Below are 18782 nucleotides of genomic sequence, written 5' to 3' on the forward strand. Positions count from 1 at the left end.
TTACGCGAACTCCACGAATTTCGAGAACGGCATTTCGCGCAGCCGCGTCCCCGTGGCCGCGAAAATAGCCGCCGCAAGGGCAGGGGCGGCAGGCGGCACGGGGGGCTCACCCACGCCCAGCACCTTGTCGCCATTCTCAAGTCCGCGCACTTCGATCGCCGGGGCCTGGTAAAGGCGCAGCCCCTGGAACGTGTCGAAATTGGTCTGCTCGGCGCGACCGTCGGCATAAGTCAGCTCGCAGTTCATCGCATGACCCAGTCCAAAAATGACACCGCCCGCCACCTGGTTCTCGAAGTTCAGCGGATCGACCACCATGCCGACCTCTGCCGCGACCCAGGCGCGCGTCAGCTTCAGTCCGGCCTCGGTGGTCTCGACCTCGATGACCTCGGCGCAGGGCACGCCAAAGGACTTGGTAAAGGCCACCCCGCGCCCCACGCCGTCGGCCGGGTTCGGTCCGGACCAGTCGCTCATCTCGGCCACGGCCTCCAGCACGGCCCGGGCCAGCGCGTCATCGCAAAGCCGCAGGCGCTCTTCCATCGGGTCGACCCCGGCGGCGTGGATCAACTCGTCCAGTCCGGTATTGTAGAAAAACCCGTTCGTCGACGCGCCGACCGAACGCCATGACGAGATTGGCGCCAGTGGTGGCGCCCGGTAACCTGTTACGCGGTGATGCGGCACGGAAAAAGGCTGCTCGAAAGCGCCGGCCACGATCTGGCTGTCGGGGCCGGGCACGCTCAGCCCCTGCCGCCCCATTTGCGAGACTATGACAGATGGCATTGCGATACCGAGGTCAAAGGCCTCGACCCGCCCCTCGCGCACGGCACCGCGCATCCGCGCCATGGCGATCTGGCGCGGGAACTCGTGGGTCATGTCCTCTTCGCGGGAATAGGTCAGCTTGACCGGCGTGCCTTTCATCTGCATGGCGATCTCGGTGGCATGACGCACCACCATGTCTTCCAGCCGGTGCCCAAAACTGCCGCCGATCATCTGCACATGCAGGGTGATGTCGTCCTCCGATACGCCGGTGATGCCCGACACATTGGTCAGCACATTGCGCGGGATCTGCGTGCCGGTCCAGATCTCGATGGCATCATCATCGACGCGCACGGTGGCGTTGACCGGTTCCAGCGGGGCATGGGCCAAGTAGGGCGCGCGATACTCCGCCTCGATGACATCACCCGCGCCAAGCGCCGCGTCCATGTCGCCGTCGTCGCGCTTGCGGCTGTCCTGCGTGTCTTCGGTAAAACTGTCGGAAAGCGCCTGCCAATGCGCCTCCATCGATCGCGGCAATGGCCCGTCGGGCCAGCTTGCCACGATGGCCTTGGCCCCTTCCATCGCGCGCCAGGTGTTATCGGCTACGATACCCAGGCCGCCGGAAATCTCGACCACGGATTGCACGCCGCGAATCTTGAACGTCTCGGCAGTGTCATAGCTGCCAAGCGCGCCGCCAATCGCGGGGTTCAGAAGTACGGTCGCGTGGACCATCCCGGGCAGGTTCACGTCGATCCCGTAGTCTTGCGTGCCAGTGGACTTTGCGACCATATCCAGGCGCGGCGTTGGTTTGCCAATCAGCCGCCATTCCGAAGCGGGTCGCAGGGCGACGTTCGTCACCGGATCCAAATCAGCGGCCACAGCGGCTAGCTCGGTGTAGGGCAGGGTGGTGCCGTCCGGCAGGATCACCGCTCCGTCCCGTGTCGTCAGTTCGCTTGCCGCGACCCCCGCCTGTGCTGCGGCGGCAGCTTTCAGTGTCTCGCGGGCCGATGCGCCCGCCGCGCGCAGCTTATCGAACCCGTCGGGCGTGGTGGTCGAGCCGCCGGTGATCTGCAAGCCCAGGAACTTCGCCCCCGCAGACACGACCGAGCCCGCGACCTGCTCCCCAAAGCCACCACCGGGAGCGAGGAAGGCCGCGGCCTCGTCGGCCAGCGCCCGGTTCCAATAGGCGACGTCCGGCGGGCCGGGATCAACCGCGATCTGGTCGAGCGTCACGTCCAGTTCCTCGGCCAGCAGCATCGCCTGCACCTGGTAGGCGCCCTGGCCCTTGTCGGCGCGGGGTGTGATCAGGGTGATGCCATCGGGGCGGATCAGCACATAAGGGGTCAGCGCCGCCTCGCCGTCGTTCAGCCCGCTCAGCAGCGGATTGCGGTATGGTGTCTTGTAACGCCAGACCCCAAAGGCAACGCCGCCCGCCGCGGCGACGGCACCTACCAGGAAACTTCGGCGCGCGATCTTACCGACCCGGCTCACTTTACGCCTCCTTCAGCTTGGCGGCCGCGACCTTTACGGCCGCACGGATGCGCGGATAGGTTCCGCAGCGGCACAGGTTGCCCGACATGGCGTCGTCGATATCCTCGTCCGAAGGATCGGGCGTTTCCGAGAGCAGCGCCGCAGCCTGCATGATCTGCCCCGACTGGCAATAACCGCATTGGGCCACCTGCGTTTCGATCCACGCCTGCTGCACGGCATGGCGTGTCTCGGGGCGGCCCAGCCCGTGAATGGTGGTGACCGGGCCCCACACGTCGCCCGCGGCAACCTGGCAGGATCGGACCGCCTCGCCATCGATATGCACCGTGCAGGCCCCGCATTGCGCGATCCCGCAGCCGTACTTCACGCCGGTTTTGCCCAGCACGTCGCGCAGCACCCACAGAAGGGGCATCGCGTCCTCGACCTCGATCTCGTGGTCCGTACCGTCGATCGTCAATTGCATGGTGCCTCCCGCCGCGTTCTGCGTTTATCGCAACGATAAGCCGCGCGGTTCAATTGTCGAGAAGAACGCCACGTGAGCCGCGCGTGTCAAAGGCCACCATCCAAGCGGTGTCTGCAATTCCGGAAATTCGGGGAAGTGGCGGACCGAGGAGGATTCGAACCCCCGACCCCCTGATTCGTAGTCAGGTACTCTATCCAGCTGAGCTATCGGTCCGTTGAGGTCGAGCATCTAGACCCATGCGCCGGCCATTGCAAGGGGGTGGTACGGGATTTTCCGAGGAATTTCCCTCAGTCCACGTTCAACCCGCCACGGGGCAGGCTGACGCAGAACACCGTGCCGGTCTCATCCGTGCTTTCAAGTTCGAGCGTGCCGCCATGGCCACGGATCAGCTCTGCTGCAATCGAGAGGCCAAGGCCGGTGCCGCCCTTCGTTGCACCGCCGTGAAATGGCTGGAAAAGGTGGTCGCGCGCCTTGGGTGGAAGGCCCGGCCCGGTGTCGGAGACACGAATGAGCCACGCCTCACTGGTTTCCTGCCCGGAAATAGCGATCTCTCCGGGCTTGCCGCTATTGACGATGGCCTGACGGGCATTGCGCACGAGGTTGGCGATCACGCGGTAAAGCTGTTCGTGATCGGCGCGCAGGACAAGCCCCGTGGGCACGTCTTCGGCAAAGCTGACATCGGCGTCACCCACGGCAAGGCGCTCGCTTTCGATCACGTCAGAGACGACGTCGATCAGTGCGAACCGGCCCAGGGTCGGCGGTTGCTCCTCGGCCTTGCCATAGGCCAGGGTCGATTCGCACAGGTGCACCGCGCGGGCGATGGAATTGACCAGCTTGGGTGCCATGCGCTTGACCGCCGGGTCCTCGCTCATCTCGATCCGGTCGGTGAACAGCTGCGCCGAGGTCAGAATATTGCGCAGGTCATGGCTGACCTTGGCCACCGCGCCGCCCAGCTGGGCCAGCCGCTCGCGCTGCCGCAGGGACGAGGTGAGCTGCGTCTGCAACGACAGCAACGCCTCCTCGGCCTGCCGGATCTCGGTGGTGGTGGATCGGGGGGTGATCACGCGGTTGGCATCCTCGGGGGCCTCGGCATAGCGGGTCATGTTGCGCGCCACGCTGGCAATGGGCCGCACGAGAAAGCCACGCACGGCAAAATAAAGCAGGGCGGCGGTCACAACCGAGATCATCGCCGACAGCAGCAGGATACGCAGGCCGTAGTCGACCATCGCGGCGCGCAGGTCGTCTGTCAGCAGCGTGACCTCGATCAGCAGTCCGCCCATCTGTGACGGGTCGCCGATGACGCGGATCATCTCGGGCTCGGTCCGCACAAGGCGTGTCATCGCGTCCCCGATCAGTTCCAACGGCGGCGCGTCACGCAGATCGAACGTATCGACAATGGGTGAGGGCATGGGCGCCGACAGCATCAGCTGGCGCGCCTCGTCGCGGCGCAGAACCACGTTGAAGACCCCCGCGTTCTGCAACAGCTCTTCCTGCAACTCGTTCGAGATTTCATCGTTGGCCAAGAGCGCGAGCGAGGCAATCTGCGCCCGCTCCAGCCGGTCCATCAGGAAATCCTCGCGGTAGCGGGCGATGGAGGGCACGAAAATCAGAACCTCGGCCAGCATCACGAAGAGGACGGTCAGGATCAGGAACCGTCCCGAGAGTGATTTCAGAAACCCCATCTACCCGTTCCGTCGTCTTGTTTCCTAGGGCAGCCAGCGCTGGACCAGCCGCACGACCCGCTTGACGCCATCGCTTTCGAACAGTCGCGGCGTGAAATAGGCCCCCGCCGCACGCTTGTTGATTTCTCCCAACGTGGGATAAGGCGCAACCATGGCGCTGATATGCTTCATTTTCAAGTTGTTGGCGAGGGCCAAAGCCCATGTATGGATCAACTCGCCCGCTTGCGCACCGACGATGGTCGCGCCGACGGGGCGGCCGCCCACGACCATGACCTTGACGAAGCCCGTGGTTTTACGTGTGGCGATGGCCCGGTCGTTGCCGTCATACTCCGCCCGGACGACCTCCAACTTCGAGCCATGTTCCTTGCGCGCCTGCGCCTCGGTCAGGCCGACCTGCGCCAGTTCCGGGTCGGTATAGGTGGTCCAGGGCAGATGCGCGGTACTTGCCTTGGCAGGCAGGCCCAGCACGGCAGAGCGGATGACGATACCCGCGTGATATCCCGCGACATGGGTGAATTGCAGGCCGCCGGCGACGTCGCCGATGGCATAAACCTTTGAATTGGTGGTCTTCAGCTTCGCATCGACCTTGATGCCCGCCTTCGTGGTCTCGATGCCCGCCGCGTCGAGGTTCAGGCTGTCGATACTCGGCTTGCGGCCCACGGCCATCAGCAAATGCGAGCCCTTGAAAACTTGCCCGTCCTTGGTTTCGAGCTCGATCGCCCCTTGGGTCCCGCGCACTTGCGCCGCAGTGGCGGCCTCGATTATCTCCAGTCCCTCCGCGCGCAGGTGGTCCAACACAACGGCGGCGGCTTCGGGATCGTCCTTGCCAAGCACCTTGTCGCCTTCGATCACCGTGACCTTGCAGCCCAGCCGAAGATGCGCCTGCGCCATTTCCATGCCGATGGGGCCGCCGCCGATGACCAGCAGGTGCTCGGGCTTTTCGCGCAGGTCAAAGAGCGTCTCGTTGGTCTCGTATGGGACACCGTCCAGCCCTGGAATAGGCGGCACGAAAGGCGAGGAACCGGTGGCGATGACGATGCGGCGGGCGCGGATGACCGTCTCCCCGGCCTTGACCTCGGTGGGCGAGATGAATTGGCCGTATTCCCTGATGACCTTGACGCCAAGGCCCTCGAACCGGTCCTGGCTGTCATGCGGGGCGATGGTTGCGATCACGTCCTGCACGTGGTCCTTGGCGGCGGCGTAGTCCACAATGGGTGCGGTATTCTCCACGCCATAAGGGGCGGCGTGTGCCGGGCCGTAGGCGGTCTTGGCCGAGGCAATGAGCGCCTTGGAGGGCACGCAGCCGAAGTTGAGGCAGTCACCGCCCATTTCGTGCCCTTCGAGAAGGACCACGTCAGCGCCCATCTGCACGGCGCCGGACGCCACGGAGAGACCGCCGGAACCTGCCCCTATGACGAGGATGTCAGTCTTGATATCGGCCATGGCTCAGATGTCCTTCTTGCCGCGCACGGTCTTGATGAGGATAGGTAGCGCGGCCAGCACGCAAAGCCCGAGGATGGGGCCGATCACCTGCGGCTCCCACAGCAGGGACAGGTCCGGGCGTTCGCCACGATCAAAGACCTCGCCCAGGCCGACGCCGATCCAGGTGAACACGATGGCACCGGGGATGATACCGATCGCGGTGGTCCAGAGGAAATTGAAGAAGCGCACGCCGACCAGTGCGGGCAGCAGGTTGGCCACGAAAAACGGCACCACGGGCACGAGGCGCATCAGCAAAAGAACATTGATTTCATGCTCATGCAGGCCGGTCTTGAACTTCTTGAGCGTCCCCTCGGAGGCGTCCATCTTGGCGGCGAGCGTTCGCCCAAGGCCCCAGCGCGCGGCGAGGAAGATGGCCGAGGCCCCGATGACGGCCGCCGTGACGTTGAACGTGGTGCCCAGAAAGAGGCCGAATAGAAAGCCACCGGTGACCGAGGCCACGGCCGCCCCCGGCAGCGAGAAGGCGACAATGGCCACGTAGACTGCCACGAAGATGCCTGCCAGGAGGATGTAGTTTTCGTCCCGGAACGCCAGCAAAGCCTCGCGATTGTTGGCCAGAGTGTCGAAGGTCAGGTAGTCGCCCAACGTAAAGTATCCCACGATGGCGGCGATCAGGATCACGGCGAGGGGCGCGTGGCGGATATAGGCGGGGCGCTTGGTGTCGTCGGCAGTGTCCATGTGGCGATCCGGGTCCGGTGTGATTGCGTGTCCTTCCTAGATGCGCCATCGTCAGGCCCCGCACCAGACGCTTCACGCGGGGGTGAAGCGGGGTGAAGGTTTTGGGGCCATTATGTCGGGTTCGGGCCCGGTTTGTAACAAAGCCAACCGTCCGGGCAGGGTTTTTGTTGCAAAAGCCAATCGGATGTTTGACTTGGGGCTCGGGCGCCCCTATAGACCGGGCTTCAATACGAATTCCGGCTTTCGCGATTCCTGAGCGAGGCCAAGAACACCGGAGAGCCGAGCGATGAAACGCACGTATCAACCTTCGAACCTGGTCCGCAAGCGGCGCCACGGTTTCCGCGCGCGCATGGCCACCAAGGCCGGCCGCAAGATCCTGAACGCGCGTCGTGCGCGTGGCCGCAAGTCGCTGAGCGCGTAAGCGCCAGCCAGGAACTGTACGGACATGACACCGCCGGAGGCCCTCGTGAATGACACGGGGAAAACGCCCCCGGCGGTTTCCGTTCGTCTGGAGGTTCTCAAGAAACGCCCCGATTTCCTGGCTGCCGCAAAGGGCCGCAGGCAGGCGGCGCGCGGCCTTGTGTTGCAGGCCCGGGACCGGCGCGATGACAGCATGGCGATCCGGGTGGGCTACACCTGTTCCAAGAAGGTGGGCAATGCCGTCACCCGGAACCGGGCCAAGCGGCGGTTGCGCGAAGTGGCCCGCAAGGTTTTGACAAGCCAAGGAAAACCCGGACATGACTATGTGCTGATCGGGCGCGCCGGGGGCACGGTGGAGCGCGATTTCCACGGGCTGTGCGAGGATCTGCGCAAGGCGCTGGCCGCGGTGCACAGGTGAGCCCGCTGGCCCACATGCTGGCCCTGCCGGTCAAGGCGTACCGGCTGATCTTCAGCCCCTGGGTGGGGTTCAATTGCCGGTATCAGCCGACATGCAGCCAGTACGCCTTGGACGCTTTGCGCACCCACGGGGGCCTCAAGGGCGGGTGGCTGGCCGCGCGTCGGATCGCACGGTGCAACCCCTGGGGCGGCTGTGGGTATGACCCGGTGCCGGGCGGTGAGGGCGCGCGCGATGAAGCGTCCTGAGACCCTGGCGCAGATGAACGCGGCGCTGGCGCGGTTCGCCACGGAGCATGGCGTCGAGACGGGGCTGGCCTATCGCCCCGATCCCACCGACATCTTCATTTCGCCCTACAGCAAGTGCGGCACCACATGGGTCAGCCAGATCGCGCATGGGCTGCGGTCGGGCGGGGACATGGCGTTTGACGAAATTACCGACGTCGTGCCGTGGCTGGAACTGGCCCACGATATGGGGCGGAACGTTAACGACCCGCAACCCTACCGTCCGAAGCTCTTCAAGAGCCACCTAGCATGGGGGGTGATTCCCGAAGGCGGGCGGTACATCGTGGTGCTGCGTGACCCGGTGGATGCGATGGTGTCGCTTTACCGTTTTTTCGACGGCTGGATGTTCGAGCGCGGGGCGATTTCGCTGGAGGATTTCGCGGAGTATTACCTGGATCGGATGGGCCGAGAGGATTACTGGAGCCACGCATCCTCCTGGTGGGCTGTGCGCGGGCGGGATGATGTGCTGCTGATAGCGTATGAACACATGAAGCGGGACTTGGCGAAGAGTGTCGCGCAAGTCGCGGATTTCATGGAGGTTTCCGATGAGTGGACACGCGCCGTCGCGCAGGCACAGGCGACGCTGGATTTCATGAAGGCGCATGGACGGCAGTTCGACGATCACCTTGTGCGGCAGGCGCGCGACGCGGCCTGTGGCTTGCCTCCGGGCGGTGAGGCCAGCAAGGTGGCCGGCGGGCAGGCCGGGGCGGGCCGCGCGCAGATCAGCGATGCGATGCGCGAGGCTTACGCCCGGAAGTGGCGCGAAACGATGGGTGCAGCGCATGGGCTTGAGGGCTATGAGGACGTGCTTGCCCGGCTGAAAGATTAAGCGGGCGTTGAAGCGCAGGGCGCAGATCCGGGCGCGTTAACCAGTGCGATTCGGCCCGAAACGGCACGTCGGTATTGCGTCGGTATCCGGGTGGTATCGCGACGGTGCGGATTTACGCGAATTGACGGTTTAACGCGGTGGCCGGTTGTGACGGATTGTTAACCGGTGCGCAGGTGGGTTTTCACCCACCCTGCGAGGTCCCGGGACGGGAGACGGAAACGCATCGCGGCGATGGGAGGGACCCCGCCGCCGCGACCCCGTGAGTGATACCAGACGTCAGCCCTTGGCGATGGGCGTGTCCTCGCGCGTGGGCACGTCGGGCTCCAGCCCCCAGCGCAGGCCGTCGAGACCGGCGGCCATTTCGTCGTCGGTGTTGCGCAGGCCGATCGTGACCTTGAGGATCAGCGCCGTCACGAGGCCGGTCACAAGGCCCGCGCCGAGGCAGACCACGATGCCGATGAGCTGCATGGTCAGGCCGATCTGGCCATGCTGGAAGGCATACTCGCCTTCCTCGAACCCGAAGTAGCCGCCGCGCGGGGTGCCGGCCTCGAGGATGCCGACCATGATCAGGCCGTAGCTGCCCGCGCCGAGGAAGAGAGGCAGCAGCTTGTGCTCGTCGAACTCGCGCTTCAGCGTGAATTCATAGACGATGTAGGCGATGACCGGCGCGCCGAGGGCCACCAGGAACATCTGCCCCGGCTGGTAGACGTCGAAGCCGCAGGCACCGGCCACGTAGCCCGCCAGCGGCCCCAGCAGCAGGTAGGCGTATTTGCGCGTGGCATAGGCGATGATGCCGCCTGTCACCGCGCCGCCGGCCCAGGCCATGGCGTAGTTGTTCACGGCAAGGCCGACGCTGGTGTCGGCCATGGTGACGCTGACCGCCAGCGCCTCGGGGTCGAAGAAGAAGAGGCAGGAGACGATGACCATGGGCAGGCCCGCGAAGATGGTCAGCAGGCCCACGGCCGCCAGCCCGATGCTGGGCGCGTGGTAGCCCGAGACCATGGGGTGCGGATTGAACATGCCGGGGCGCTGGCCCAGCATGGGCACCAGCGCCAGCGCCATGCCGGTGGGGAAGAGATAGACGAAGCCCACGCCGAAGAAGTCGTGGAAGCCTGCATTGGTCAGCGGGCCGACCGAGCCCCAGGTGTAGAAGCTGAGGATGGACGAGGCCACGGCGGCCACGACGCAGAGCACGTAATAGGCCGAGGCCTTGATCCGTTCGGACACGGCGAAGTGGAAGAGGATGTTCACGATCCCGGCAAAGACCGCGAGGAAGAACACGAAGATCTGGAAGGTGTTCAGCCCCGGGAACGTGGCCGGATCGGTGGTCGAGGCGTTGGCGTTCAGCATCCCGCCGAAGAGCCACCAGTCGCGCAAGCTGTCGCCCATCGTGGCGCCTTCCATGATGTAATACTGCGCCGCCCAGAAGCCGAAGCCGATGGCAAAGTAGGTGGTGAAACCGAGAAAGAAGCCCATGACCTTTTCGATGGTCGAGTTGAACAGGCTTTTGCGCCGTGTCGTGCCGGCGTCGATCATCAGAAGGCCGACGACGACGGTGATCGCGCCGACCGTGCCGGAAAGATAGACGAGGTTCTGGACCAGGGAATTGAGTGTGACCTGGTCGGCCTGAATGGCTGCGAGATCCATTTTGGGTGTGTCCTCCACTGTTGGTTTTCCGTGTCCGTCCGGGCCTGGTAGTGCTGGCGCGCAATGGCGAACCAAAACTGTACCGAAAAATGGCCGGCGTCCTGTTATGTTTTTTGTTTTGATTAAATGTTGCGCAAAAAACTGCGTCTGTGAAGGTAAAAATAGCTAAAAGTGAAAATCCGGCGCAAGTCTGCGCTGATCTCACCTCTGGGAGAGGCCCAAATGTGAACCAAAAATGAAGTATCAGCCGCGGGCGTGGAAGACGAAGCCCAGAAGGTTCAGAAGCACCTGCGCGGCGAGGATCGAGGTGGAGCCGGTGGGGTCGTAATCCGGGGCGACCTCGACCAGGTCGATGCCGACGATCTCGTGGCTTTGTGCGACCTGTTGCAGGATCTCGAGCACGTCGTAATAGAGGAACCCGCCATGGCTGGGCGTGCCCGTGCCCGGCGCGATGGAGGGGCAGAAGGCGTCGATGTCGATGGTGATGTAGACCCGCGCACCTTCGGGGATGCGGGCGGCGGTGGCCTCGGGCCCCAGCTTGCGCACCTGCCGGACAGACAGGATATCCGAGCCGCGCGCGCGGGCGTCGTCATAGCCTTCCTTGGCGGTCGAGCTGACATTGCGGATGCCCAGCTGGGTGAGGCCGGTGACGAAAGGTTTCTCGGCGGCGCGGCGCATGGGGTTGCCGTGGCCAAAGCGGACGCCGTGACGCTCGTCGACGAAATCGAGGTGGGCGTCGATCTGCAATACATGGATGTCGCCCTGATCGTCATAGGCGTTGATGCAGGGAATGTTGATGGAATGATCGCCGCCGATGGTGACGGGCAGGGCGCCGGCGGCGAGGATGGCGCGGACGCCAGCCTCGATATTGGCGTGGGATGTCATCGTGTCGGTGTGGACGATGTCGGCGTCGCCGATATCGACGATGCTGACAGAGCCGGGCAGGTAGGTGGCGTCGTCCTCGTGATCATAAGCGCCGGCATGGCCGAAGCTGAAGAGCGTGGACGCCTCGCGCACGCCGCGGGGGCCGAAGCGGGCGCCCGAGCGCCATTGGGTGCCGGCGTCGAAAGGGGCGCCGAGGATGGCGACGTCGGCGTCGATGCGGCTCCAGTCGGCCACATAGGGGCGCTTGCCGAAAGTGGCGATGCCGACGAAAGGCAGGTCGAGCCGGCCGCTCTCGTATCCGTGGGTTGTCATGGGCCGTGTCCTCTGGTTGCAGGGACGCTAGCGTGCGGCGGGCGCGCAAGGCAAGGGGGTGTGCGTGGGTTTTCACCCACCCTACGACGCGGCAAGCTGCGGCATGCGGTGCGGCCATGTCATCTGCGCGCAGGGGCCCATTCGCCCCTTTCCATTCCTGCCAACCCGTGTAATAGGGAACCGCCAAACGAGACACCCCAAGGAGATGCGCCATGGAGATTCGTGAGGCCCTCACTTTTGACGATGTTCTGCTGGTTCCCGCGAAGTCCAGCGTTCTGCCCACCACGGCGGACACGCGCACACGCGTGACCCGGTCGATCGACCTCAACATACCGCTTCTGAGTTCCGCCATGGACACGGTGACCGAGGGGCGCATGGCGATCTGCATGGCGCAGTCGGGCGGCATGGGCGTGATCCATCGCAACCTGACGGTGGAACAGCAGGCCAAGGAAGTGCGCCGGGTGAAACGCTTCGAGAGCGGGATCGTCTACAACCCCGTGACCCTGCGGCCCGACCAGACGCTGGCCGATGCCAAGGCGCTGATCGAACGCTACAACTTTACCGGCTTTCCCGTGGTGGATGAAAAGGGCCACGTGATGGGCATCGTGACCAACCGCGACATGCGCTTTGCCACCGATGACGACACGCCGGTTCACGTGATGATGACCAGCGACAACCTGGCGATCCTGACCGAGCCTGCGGATCGCGAGGAGGCCAAGAGCCTGATGAAGGCGCGGCGGATCGAGAAGCTGCTGGTGACCAACGGGCAGGGCAAGCTGACCGGCTTGCTGACGTTGCGCGATACCGAGCAGGCGGTGCTGAACCCGTCGGCCTGCAAGGACAGGCTGGGACGTCTGCGCGTGGCGGCGGCCTCGACCGTGGGCGACGCGGGCTTCGAGCGGTCCGAGGCGCTGGTGGATGCGGGCGTCGACATGATCGTGATCGACACCGCGCATGGCCATTCCGAAGGCGTGGCACAGGCCGTGGAGCGGGCCAAAAAACTGTCGAACGAGGTTCAGATCGTGGCCGGGAACGTGGCCACGGCGGAGGCGACCCGGACGCTGATCGGCGCGGGCGCGGATGCGGTGAAGGTCGGCATCGGGCCGGGCAGTATCTGCACCACGCGGATGGTCGCCGGTGTGGGCATGCCGCAGCTGACGGCGGTGATGGACTGTGCCGCGGCGGCGGGCGACACGCCGGTCATCGCCGATGGCGGCATCAAGTTCTCGGGCGATTTCGCCAAGGCGATCGCGGCCGGCGCGTCCTGCGCCATGGTGGGCAGCATGCTGGCCGGCACCGATGAAAGCCCCGGCGAGGTGATCCTGTACCAGGGGCGCAGCTTCAAGGCGTATCGCGGGATGGGCAGCCTGGCGGCGATGGCGCAGGGCTCGGCCGACCGGTATTTCCAGAAGGATGCCGCCAGCGACAAGCTGGTGCCCGAAGGGGTCGAAGGGCAGGTGCCTTACAAGGGCAGCGCCGGGACCGTACTGCACCAGCTGGTGGGCGGCTTGCGGGCGGCCATGGGCTATACCGGATGCGCCACTGTGGACGAGATGCGCAAGGGATGCGAATTCGTGAAAATCACCGGCGCGGGCCTGAAGGAAAGCCACGTGCACGACGTTCAGATCACGCGCGAAAGCCCGAACTACCGCATTGGGTAAAGTGCGGTATCGCAAGGACTTGTGCGGCGATCCTGAGGTAATCTCGTGACCCCTTCAGCGCGCGTTCAGGCCGCGATCGAGGTGCTCGACGCCATGGCCGGCGGGCTGGCCGCGGAACAGGCGCTGACCCGCTGGGCGCGGGGAGCGCGCTATGCCGGGTCGAAGGATCGCGCGGCGGTGCGCGACCACGTCTTCTCGGTATTGCGCCGCAAGCGGTCCTGTGCCGCCCTCGGGGGTGGAGAGAATGGCCGCGCCCTGATGTTGGGGCATGTGCGTGCGGAGAAGACCGACCCAGAGACGATCTTTACCGGGGAGGGCCACGCGCCCGTGACCTTGACGGCGCAAGAGCGCGACGCCGGCGCAACGCCCGAAGAGGCAGAGAGCCGCGATTTGCCGGACTGGCTTTGGGCGCGATTCAAGGACAGCCTGGGGGAGGAGGACGCCGCCGCCGCCGCGGAGGCGCTGCGCCATCGGGCGCCGGTCTGCCTGCGGCACAACCCTCGCATGAAAAGTGCCGCTGAAGTCATTGATGTTCTGGAACAAGATGGAATTGTCGCCCGTCCCGTTTCGACTGTCAGCGGCGCCTTTCTTGTGACCGAGGGCGCGCGGCGCGTCGCGCAATCGGCCGCCTTCCGGGACGGTCATGTCGAGCTTCAGGACGCCAGCAGCCAGGCCGCGATGGCGGTCTTGCCAGACCCCGCGGGCGGGCGCGTGCTGGACTATTGCGCCGGTGGCGGCGGCAAGGTCCTGGCGCTGGCCGGGTGGCACGAGGGCGCCTGGTTCGCGCATGACGCCGCGCCCGAACGGATGCGCGACCTTCCCGCACGGGCCGACCGGGCAAAGGTACGTGTTTCGCGGCTTGAACCGGGGGACGTGGCGCAGGCCGCACCGTTCGATATCGTGCTTTGCGACGTGCCCTGTTCGGGCAGCGGCACGTGGCGGCGCACGCCCGAGGCGAAATGGGCGCTGACGCCCGGACGCCTGGATCAACTTGGCGCGCTCCAGTGGGAAATTCTCGTGCAGGCGCAGGCGCTTGTGCGTCCCGGCGGATACCTGGCCTACACGACATGTTCGGTGCTGACCGAGGAGAACGAGCGCCAGGTGTCACGGTTCGAGACGGCGCATCCGGACTGGGCCCGGCAGGACACGCGCCGATGGCCCATCTCGGAGATTGGCGACGGGTTCTTTCTGGCGCTGTTGCGCAAACCGGAATAGCTGTGACCGCTCAGGCAGAAGCAACCTAGACGTGTTCTCTCTTTCAGCGTTAATCTAACTTTAAGCCCCGCCGCCTATGACGTCGGGCAGGAGCTTGTGATTGGGGAGGTGCCGGTTGGCATCCACTACCGGAACAGTATTGCCGTTGCGCGATGCCGCAGCCCGAATCAGGCCGCGCGCCAGGGCGGTGCTGATCGCCGCCGTCCTGTTCGGCGCAGTGGCGGTGGTCGTGCCCGACGCGACGTTGCGGATGGCGGCGGTCTTTACCTCGGCGATTCTGCTGATGTCGGCGCTGTGGATCGGCATTGTGAACGCGGCGGAGACGCGGTTTCGCAAGGCGCTGGTCGACGCGGCAGAGGAGTTCCTGGGCGAGGATGCGACCCCCGCGATCCTGACAGGGCGCGAGGGTGACATCCGCTATGCCAACCGCGCCGCGATGACCGCCTTTGCCGCCGACGAGGCGACGACGCTGGCCGGGGCGCTGAAACACGCGGTCGCCAATCCCGGGCCAATTCTCTATCGACTTGAAAGCCGTGCGCAGTTGCGCGGATCCGCGCATGAGGACGTGGTCACGCGGGCCGGGCACCTGCGCATCGGCGTACACCGTGCGGCGGCCGACCGGTATATCTGGCGGATCGAAAAATCCGCTGACCGCCCCTCGCGCGAGGTGGATCCCGTTCCGCTGCCGATGCTGACCGTGGGGCGGGGCGGGGCCGTCTTGTTCATGAACTCCGCCGCGCGGCAATTGGTGGGCGCGCGCGCGCGCTCGCTCGACCGCATTTTCCCCAAGATGCCCCTGCGCTCGGGACAGATCAACGACATCACCACAGTCGACGGCCTGAGCGCCTGCCTCGTGGTGGAGCTTGAGGGCGTGGCAGGCCGGCGCGAGATCTTCCTGTTGCCCGGTGTCGCGCCTACCGAACGTCAGCCGGATGGCTGGGCGTTTTTCGACGAATTGCCCGTGCCTTTGCTGAAACTCGCGCGTACCGGCGAAGTGCAGATCTCGAACCGGCCTGCGCGCGACCTGCTGGGCGTGGATGGGTGCTGCGGCAAGACGCTCTCGGAGCTGATGGAGGGGCTGGGCCGGTCGATCCCGGACTGGCTGGAGGATGCGGCCAAGGGGCGCGGCGGGGTGCAGTCGGAGTTTCTGCGCGTGAGGCGCGACGACCGTGAGACATTCGTTCAGGTCACGCTGAACCGCGCGTCCGAGGCGGGCGAAACCGTGCTGATCGCCGTTCTGAACGACGCGACCAAACTGAAGACGCTGGAAGGGCAGTTCGTGCAAAGCCAGAAAATGCAGGCAATCGGACAGCTTGCCGGTGGTGTGGCGCATGACTTCAACAACCTGCTGACGGCCATTGCCGGGCATTGCGATCTGCTGCTGTTGCGGCACGATCAGGGCGATCCGGATTATGGCGATCTTATCCAGATCAACCAGAACGCCAATCGCGCGGCGGCGCTGGTCAGCCAGCTTCTGGCCTATTCGCGCAAGCAGACCCTGCGCCCCGAGGTGATGGACCTGCGCGACATGCTGTCGGACCTGACGCACCTGCTGAACCGCCTGGTCGGCGAGCGGGTGATGCTGTCGCTCAGCCACGATCCCACGCTGTGGTCGATCCGGGCCGACAAGCGGCAGTTGGAACAGGTGCTGATGAACCTGGTGGTCAACGCGCGCGACGCCATGCCCGAGGGGGGCGACATCCGCATCGCAACCGAAAACGTCACGTTCGACGAGCCCCTGCGCCGCGACCGGGCGGTGGTGGCGCCGGGCCGCTACGTGCGGGTTACCGTCACCGACGAGGGGGCGGGTATTTCGCAGGACAAGATCCAGAAGGTGTTCGAGCCGTTCTTCACGACCAAGCGCACCGGCGAGGGCACGGGGCTTGGATTGTCGACGGCTTATGGCATCGTCAAGCAGACCGGCGGCTTCATTTTCGCCGACAGCCAGCCTGGCGAGGGCACGACGTTCCAGGTTCTGCTGCCCGCTCACCTGCGCGAAGACACGGCCGAGACCGAACCACATGCCCCGGCGCGGCTTGCCTCCAAGACCGAGGGCGTCGTCCTTTTGGTCGAGGACGAGGCGCCGGTCCGGGCCTTTGCCAGCCGCGCCCTGCAACTGCGCGGCATGACCGTGCTGGAGGCCGACTCGGCCGAGGCCGCGCTGGAGTTGCTGGAAGACAGCACGCTGGAGGTGGATGTCTTCGTTTCAGACGTTGTGATGCCGGGCATCGACGGGCCTGCCTGGGTCTTGCAGGCGCTGGAACGGCGCCCTGAGACGCAGGTGGTCTTCATGTCGGGCTATGCAGAGGAGACCTTTGGCGAGATACAGTCGCGCATTCCCAACTCGACGTTCCTGCCCAAGCCGTTCTCGCTGACGGAGCTGACCGAGACGGTGCAACACCAGCTTTCGCAGGGATGACACTGCGCCTGCCCGGCTTCGGCGGGCGGGAAACGCACCTGTGTCCGTTGTCGAAAATGCGCAGTCTCAAAGCCATTCCGGCTCAGGAAATGCGCCCCATTTCAGCGCGGGACCTCAGTGATGCGGCGGCAGGACGCCATTGGCGAGGGGCGCGAAGGCACCGTTCTCCGCGATCCCGTCATAAAGCTGGTACTCCACGGCGAACTTCCGGCGATAGCGCTGCTCGATTTCCGGATCGAGGGTCAATGCCATGGTCGGCGAACTGTTCATGCGCTGCGTATCGATCTCGACCTGCAGCCGATCTGACAGGAACCGTCGCAACCCGTCCTGATCTTCGTAGCGAAAAAGATGCGTGACCGCGGTGCCGTTTTTCTGCGGCTCCAGGAACTTGGTCTGCGAGCCGACTTGCGCGTAAGTGGCACGCTTGCCCTTCATGTACTCGGTCACGAACGTGTCGAAGCTGATCCCGTGGGTCGAATTGCAGGCCTGTTCCTGTCCCGGCCGCTGACGGTAGCGATACCACGACCCCAGCCAGTCGAGCGGCTCACGCATCACGGCCAGCACGTCGAATCCCTCGCCCATGAACTTCTCGATAGCGGGGCGGAAGAACCGATTGTAGCGAAAGACCGGCGCGTGTTTCAGTTCGGGCGGATGGCGCACGACGATGGCGGCCCGGGGCGCAAGGGCGGCCTCGTAGGCGGTGGTGCCGGTCTTGGGTACCGACAGGAAAACGAGCTTTTCGTTTGAAAACACCAGCATAGAAGATTTTGCCCGTTTGCCTGAATTCGGTAACTCCTCTTTAACCCATCGCTGCGAACATCGGAAAGGAACAATTTCGATTGAAATGTTCTCCTTTTGTCTTCATAACGGGCGGAACAAGGGGTGAACGAAAGCAGCCGCCAGACAGCGATAGACGCCCCGTCTGGCGTGTGAAATAAGGGAAATGACAGGTATGGCAACGGCAGATCTTTTGAACATGGACAGCAAGAAAAACGCAGACCGCCAGAAGGCGCTGGACAGCGCGCTGGCGCAGATCGAACGGCAGTTCGGCAAGGGCTCGATCATGAAGCTGGGCGCCGACAACCCGGCGCAGGACATCGAATCGACCTCGACCGGCTCGCTGGGTCTCGACATCGCGCTTGGCATCGGCGGCCTGCCCAAGGGCCGGATCGTGGAAATCTACGGGCCGGAAAGCTCGGGCAAGACCACGCTGACGCTGCATTGCGTCGCCGAGGAACAGAAAAAGGGCGGCGTTTGCGCCTTTGTCGACGCCGAGCACGCGCTGGACCCGGTCTATGCCAAGAAACTGGGCGTGGACCTGGACGAGTTGTTGATTTCGCAGCCCGACACGGGCGAGCAAAGCCTGGAGATCGTGGACACGCTGGTGCGCTCGGGTGCCGTGAGCATGGTTGTGGTCGACTCGGTCGCGGCGCTGACGCCGAAATCGGAGCTGGAAGGCGACATGGGCGACAGCAGCGTGGGCGTCCATGCCCGCCTGATGAGCCAGGCCATGCGCAAGCTGACGGGCTCGATCAGCCGCAGCAAGTGCACGGTGATCTTCATCAACCAGATTCGCATGAAGATCGGGGTCATGTTCGGTAGCCCCGAGACGACGACGGGCGGCAACGCGCTCAAGTTCTACAGCTCGGTGCGGCTGGACATTCGCCGGATCGGCTCGATCAAGGACCGCGACGAGGTGGTGGGCAACCAGACCCGCGTGAAGGTGGTCAAGAACAAGGTCGCGCCGCCCTTCAAGCAGGTCGAGTTCGACATCATGTATGGCGAGGGTATCTCGAAACGCGGCGAGTTGCTGGACCTGGGTGTCGCGGCCGGCGTGGTCGAGAAATCGGGCAGCTGGTTCAGCTATGGCGACGAGCGGATCGGCCAGGGGCGCGAGAATGCCAAGAACTTCCTGAAGGAAAACAAGAAGATCGCCTACGAGATCGAGGACAAGATCCGCGGCGCGCACGGTCTGGACTTCGACATGCCCGGTGGTGCCGACGAGGCCGCCGAGGACGTTCTGGACGACTGACGGAACGGAGATGGCCCACTCCGGAAAGGGCCTGCGCCACCGACGGGTGGCGGAGAATATCCGGGCAAAGGCCATCCGACGGGGTGGCCTTTGCTCTTT

The 18782-nt window shown here is 64.8% G+C and carries 16 protein-coding genes and 1 tRNA gene; 8 read left to right on the forward strand and 9 right to left on the reverse strand.

What is annotated here, in order from left to right:
- The 6 genes from RBB18_RS00310 to RBB18_RS00335 all read right to left on the reverse strand — a co-directional run bounded on the left by RBB18_RS00310 (position 1) and on the right by RBB18_RS00335 (position 6564).
- Positions 1 to 2244 (reverse strand): xanthine dehydrogenase family protein molybdopterin-binding subunit, encoded by a 2244-nt coding sequence (locus tag RBB18_RS00310; protein WP_306110443.1) that lies wholly within the window; start codon positions 2242 to 2244, stop codon positions 1 to 3.
- Position 2245: 1 nt separating this feature from the next.
- On the reverse strand, positions 2246 to 2704 hold the full coding sequence (locus tag RBB18_RS00315) for a (2Fe-2S)-binding protein (protein WP_274591916.1): 459 nt from the start codon (positions 2702 to 2704) through the stop codon (positions 2246 to 2248).
- Positions 2705 to 2840: 136 nt separating this feature from the next.
- Positions 2841 to 2917, reverse strand: a tRNA-Arg gene (locus tag RBB18_RS00320).
- A 74-nt stretch (positions 2918 to 2991) separates the two neighbouring features.
- Positions 2992 to 4386 (reverse strand): HAMP domain-containing sensor histidine kinase, encoded by a 1395-nt coding sequence (locus tag RBB18_RS00325; RefSeq protein ID WP_103761316.1) that lies wholly within the window; start codon positions 4384 to 4386, stop codon positions 2992 to 2994.
- A gap of 24 nt (positions 4387 to 4410) precedes the next feature.
- Positions 4411 to 5829, reverse strand: a complete 1419-nt coding sequence (locus RBB18_RS00330; RefSeq protein ID WP_306110444.1) for an NAD(P)/FAD-dependent oxidoreductase — start codon at positions 5827 to 5829, stop codon at positions 4411 to 4413.
- 3 nt (positions 5830 to 5832) lie between these two features.
- A complete protein-coding gene (locus RBB18_RS00335; protein ID WP_103761314.1) occupies positions 5833 to 6564 on the reverse strand; it encodes a TVP38/TMEM64 family protein in 732 nt (243 codons plus the stop codon).
- Positions 6565 to 6850: 286 nt separating this feature from the next.
- Between RBB18_RS00335 and rpmH the strand changes: the two genes are divergently transcribed.
- From rpmH to RBB18_RS00355, 4 genes are read left to right on the forward strand one after another with little or no spacing between them, the layout of a single operon-like run.
- Complete coding sequence (gene rpmH / locus RBB18_RS00340; protein ID WP_005980833.1) at positions 6851 to 6985, forward strand: 50S ribosomal protein L34; 135 nt, start codon at positions 6851 to 6853, stop codon at positions 6983 to 6985.
- Between the two features lie 24 nt (positions 6986 to 7009).
- Positions 7010 to 7402, forward strand: a complete 393-nt coding sequence (gene rnpA, locus RBB18_RS00345; protein WP_103761313.1) for a ribonuclease P protein component — start codon at positions 7010 to 7012, stop codon at positions 7400 to 7402.
- Positions 7399 to 7647 carry a membrane protein insertion efficiency factor YidD gene (yidD, locus tag RBB18_RS00350; RefSeq protein WP_103761312.1) on the forward strand — a complete coding sequence of 83 codons (249 nt, stop codon included), beginning with the start codon at positions 7399 to 7401 and terminating at the stop codon, positions 7645 to 7647. Before rnpA ends, yidD begins: the two co-directional genes overlap by 4 nt.
- Positions 7634 to 8512 carry a sulfotransferase domain-containing protein gene (locus tag RBB18_RS00355; RefSeq protein WP_274591913.1) on the forward strand — a complete coding sequence of 293 codons (879 nt, stop codon included), beginning with the start codon at positions 7634 to 7636 and terminating at the stop codon, positions 8510 to 8512. The genes yidD and RBB18_RS00355 overlap by 14 nt, the downstream gene beginning before the upstream one ends.
- A 276-nt stretch (positions 8513 to 8788) precedes the next feature.
- Here RBB18_RS00355 and RBB18_RS00360 read toward each other — a convergent pair whose 3' ends face one another.
- Both RBB18_RS00360 and speB read right to left on the reverse strand, forming a co-directional pair.
- Positions 8789 to 10159: an ammonium transporter gene (locus tag RBB18_RS00360; protein ID WP_306110445.1), complete on the reverse strand. Its 1371-nt coding sequence runs from the start codon at positions 10157 to 10159 to the stop codon at positions 8789 to 8791.
- Positions 10160 to 10402: 243 nt separating this feature from the next.
- Positions 10403 to 11356: an agmatinase gene (gene speB / locus RBB18_RS00365; protein WP_274591911.1), complete on the reverse strand. Its 954-nt coding sequence runs from the start codon at positions 11354 to 11356 to the stop codon at positions 10403 to 10405.
- Between the two features lie 212 nt (positions 11357 to 11568).
- Between speB and guaB the strand changes: the two genes are divergently transcribed.
- From guaB to RBB18_RS00380, 3 genes are all read left to right on the forward strand, one after another.
- Complete coding sequence (gene guaB / locus RBB18_RS00370) at positions 11569 to 13017, forward strand: IMP dehydrogenase (protein ID WP_306110446.1); 1449 nt, start codon at positions 11569 to 11571, stop codon at positions 13015 to 13017.
- A gap of 45 nt (positions 13018 to 13062) precedes the next feature.
- Positions 13063 to 14232 carry an RsmB/NOP family class I SAM-dependent RNA methyltransferase gene (locus RBB18_RS00375; RefSeq protein ID WP_306110447.1) on the forward strand — a complete coding sequence of 390 codons (1170 nt, stop codon included), beginning with the start codon at positions 13063 to 13065 and terminating at the stop codon, positions 14230 to 14232.
- Positions 14233 to 14347: 115 nt separating this feature from the next.
- Positions 14348 to 16651: an ATP-binding protein gene (locus RBB18_RS00380; RefSeq protein WP_306110448.1), complete on the forward strand. Its 2304-nt coding sequence runs from the start codon at positions 14348 to 14350 to the stop codon at positions 16649 to 16651.
- 114 nt (positions 16652 to 16765) lie between these two features.
- Here RBB18_RS00380 and RBB18_RS00385 read toward each other — a convergent pair whose 3' ends face one another.
- Positions 16766 to 17410 (reverse strand): gamma-glutamyl kinase, encoded by a 645-nt coding sequence (locus RBB18_RS00385; RefSeq protein WP_103761305.1) that lies wholly within the window; start codon positions 17408 to 17410, stop codon positions 16766 to 16768.
- 193 nt (positions 17411 to 17603) lie between these two features.
- Here RBB18_RS00385 and recA point away from each other — a divergent pair, with 193 nt between their 5' ends.
- Entirely contained in the window at positions 17604 to 18683 is a 1080-nt protein-coding gene (gene recA, locus RBB18_RS00390; protein WP_274591908.1) for a recombinase RecA, read from the forward strand.
- Positions 18684 to 18782 lie beyond the last annotated feature (99 nt).

This window comes from Roseovarius sp. MMSF_3298 (genome assembly GCF_030733705.1).
GTDB lineage: Bacteria > Pseudomonadota > Alphaproteobacteria > Rhodobacterales > Rhodobacteraceae > Roseovarius > Roseovarius confluentis.

Excerpts from the sequence above, each read along its gene's own strand:
- RBB18_RS00315 (WP_274591916.1), bottom strand. The coding sequence starts at position 2,704 with ATGCAATTGACGATCGACGGTACGGACCACGAGATCGAGGTCGAGGAC.
- RBB18_RS00325 (WP_103761316.1), bottom strand. The coding sequence starts at position 4,386 with ATGGGGTTTCTGAAATCACTCTCGGGACGGTTCCTGATCCTGACCGTC.
- RBB18_RS00330 (WP_306110444.1), bottom strand. The coding sequence starts at position 5,829 with ATGGCCGATATCAAGACTGACATCCTCGTCATAGGGGCAGGTTCCGGC.
- RBB18_RS00335 (WP_103761314.1), bottom strand. The coding sequence starts at position 6,564 with ATGGACACTGCCGACGACACCAAGCGCCCCGCCTATATCCGCCACGCG.
- rpmH (WP_005980833.1), top strand. The coding sequence starts at position 6,851 with ATGAAACGCACGTATCAACCTTCGAACCTGGTCCGCAAGCGGCGCCAC.
- rnpA (WP_103761313.1), top strand. The coding sequence starts at position 7,010 with ATGACACCGCCGGAGGCCCTCGTGAATGACACGGGGAAAACGCCCCCG.
- RBB18_RS00355 (WP_274591913.1), top strand. The coding sequence starts at position 7,634 with ATGAAGCGTCCTGAGACCCTGGCGCAGATGAACGCGGCGCTGGCGCGG.
- RBB18_RS00360 (WP_306110445.1), bottom strand. The coding sequence starts at position 10,159 with ATGGATCTCGCAGCCATTCAGGCCGACCAGGTCACACTCAATTCCCTG.
- speB (WP_274591911.1), bottom strand. The coding sequence starts at position 11,356 with ATGACAACCCACGGATACGAGAGCGGCCGGCTCGACCTGCCTTTCGTC.
- guaB (WP_306110446.1), top strand. The coding sequence starts at position 11,569 with ATGGAGATTCGTGAGGCCCTCACTTTTGACGATGTTCTGCTGGTTCCC.
- RBB18_RS00385 (WP_103761305.1), bottom strand. The coding sequence starts at position 17,410 with ATGCTGGTGTTTTCAAACGAAAAGCTCGTTTTCCTGTCGGTACCCAAG.
- recA (WP_274591908.1), top strand. The coding sequence starts at position 17,604 with ATGGCAACGGCAGATCTTTTGAACATGGACAGCAAGAAAAACGCAGAC.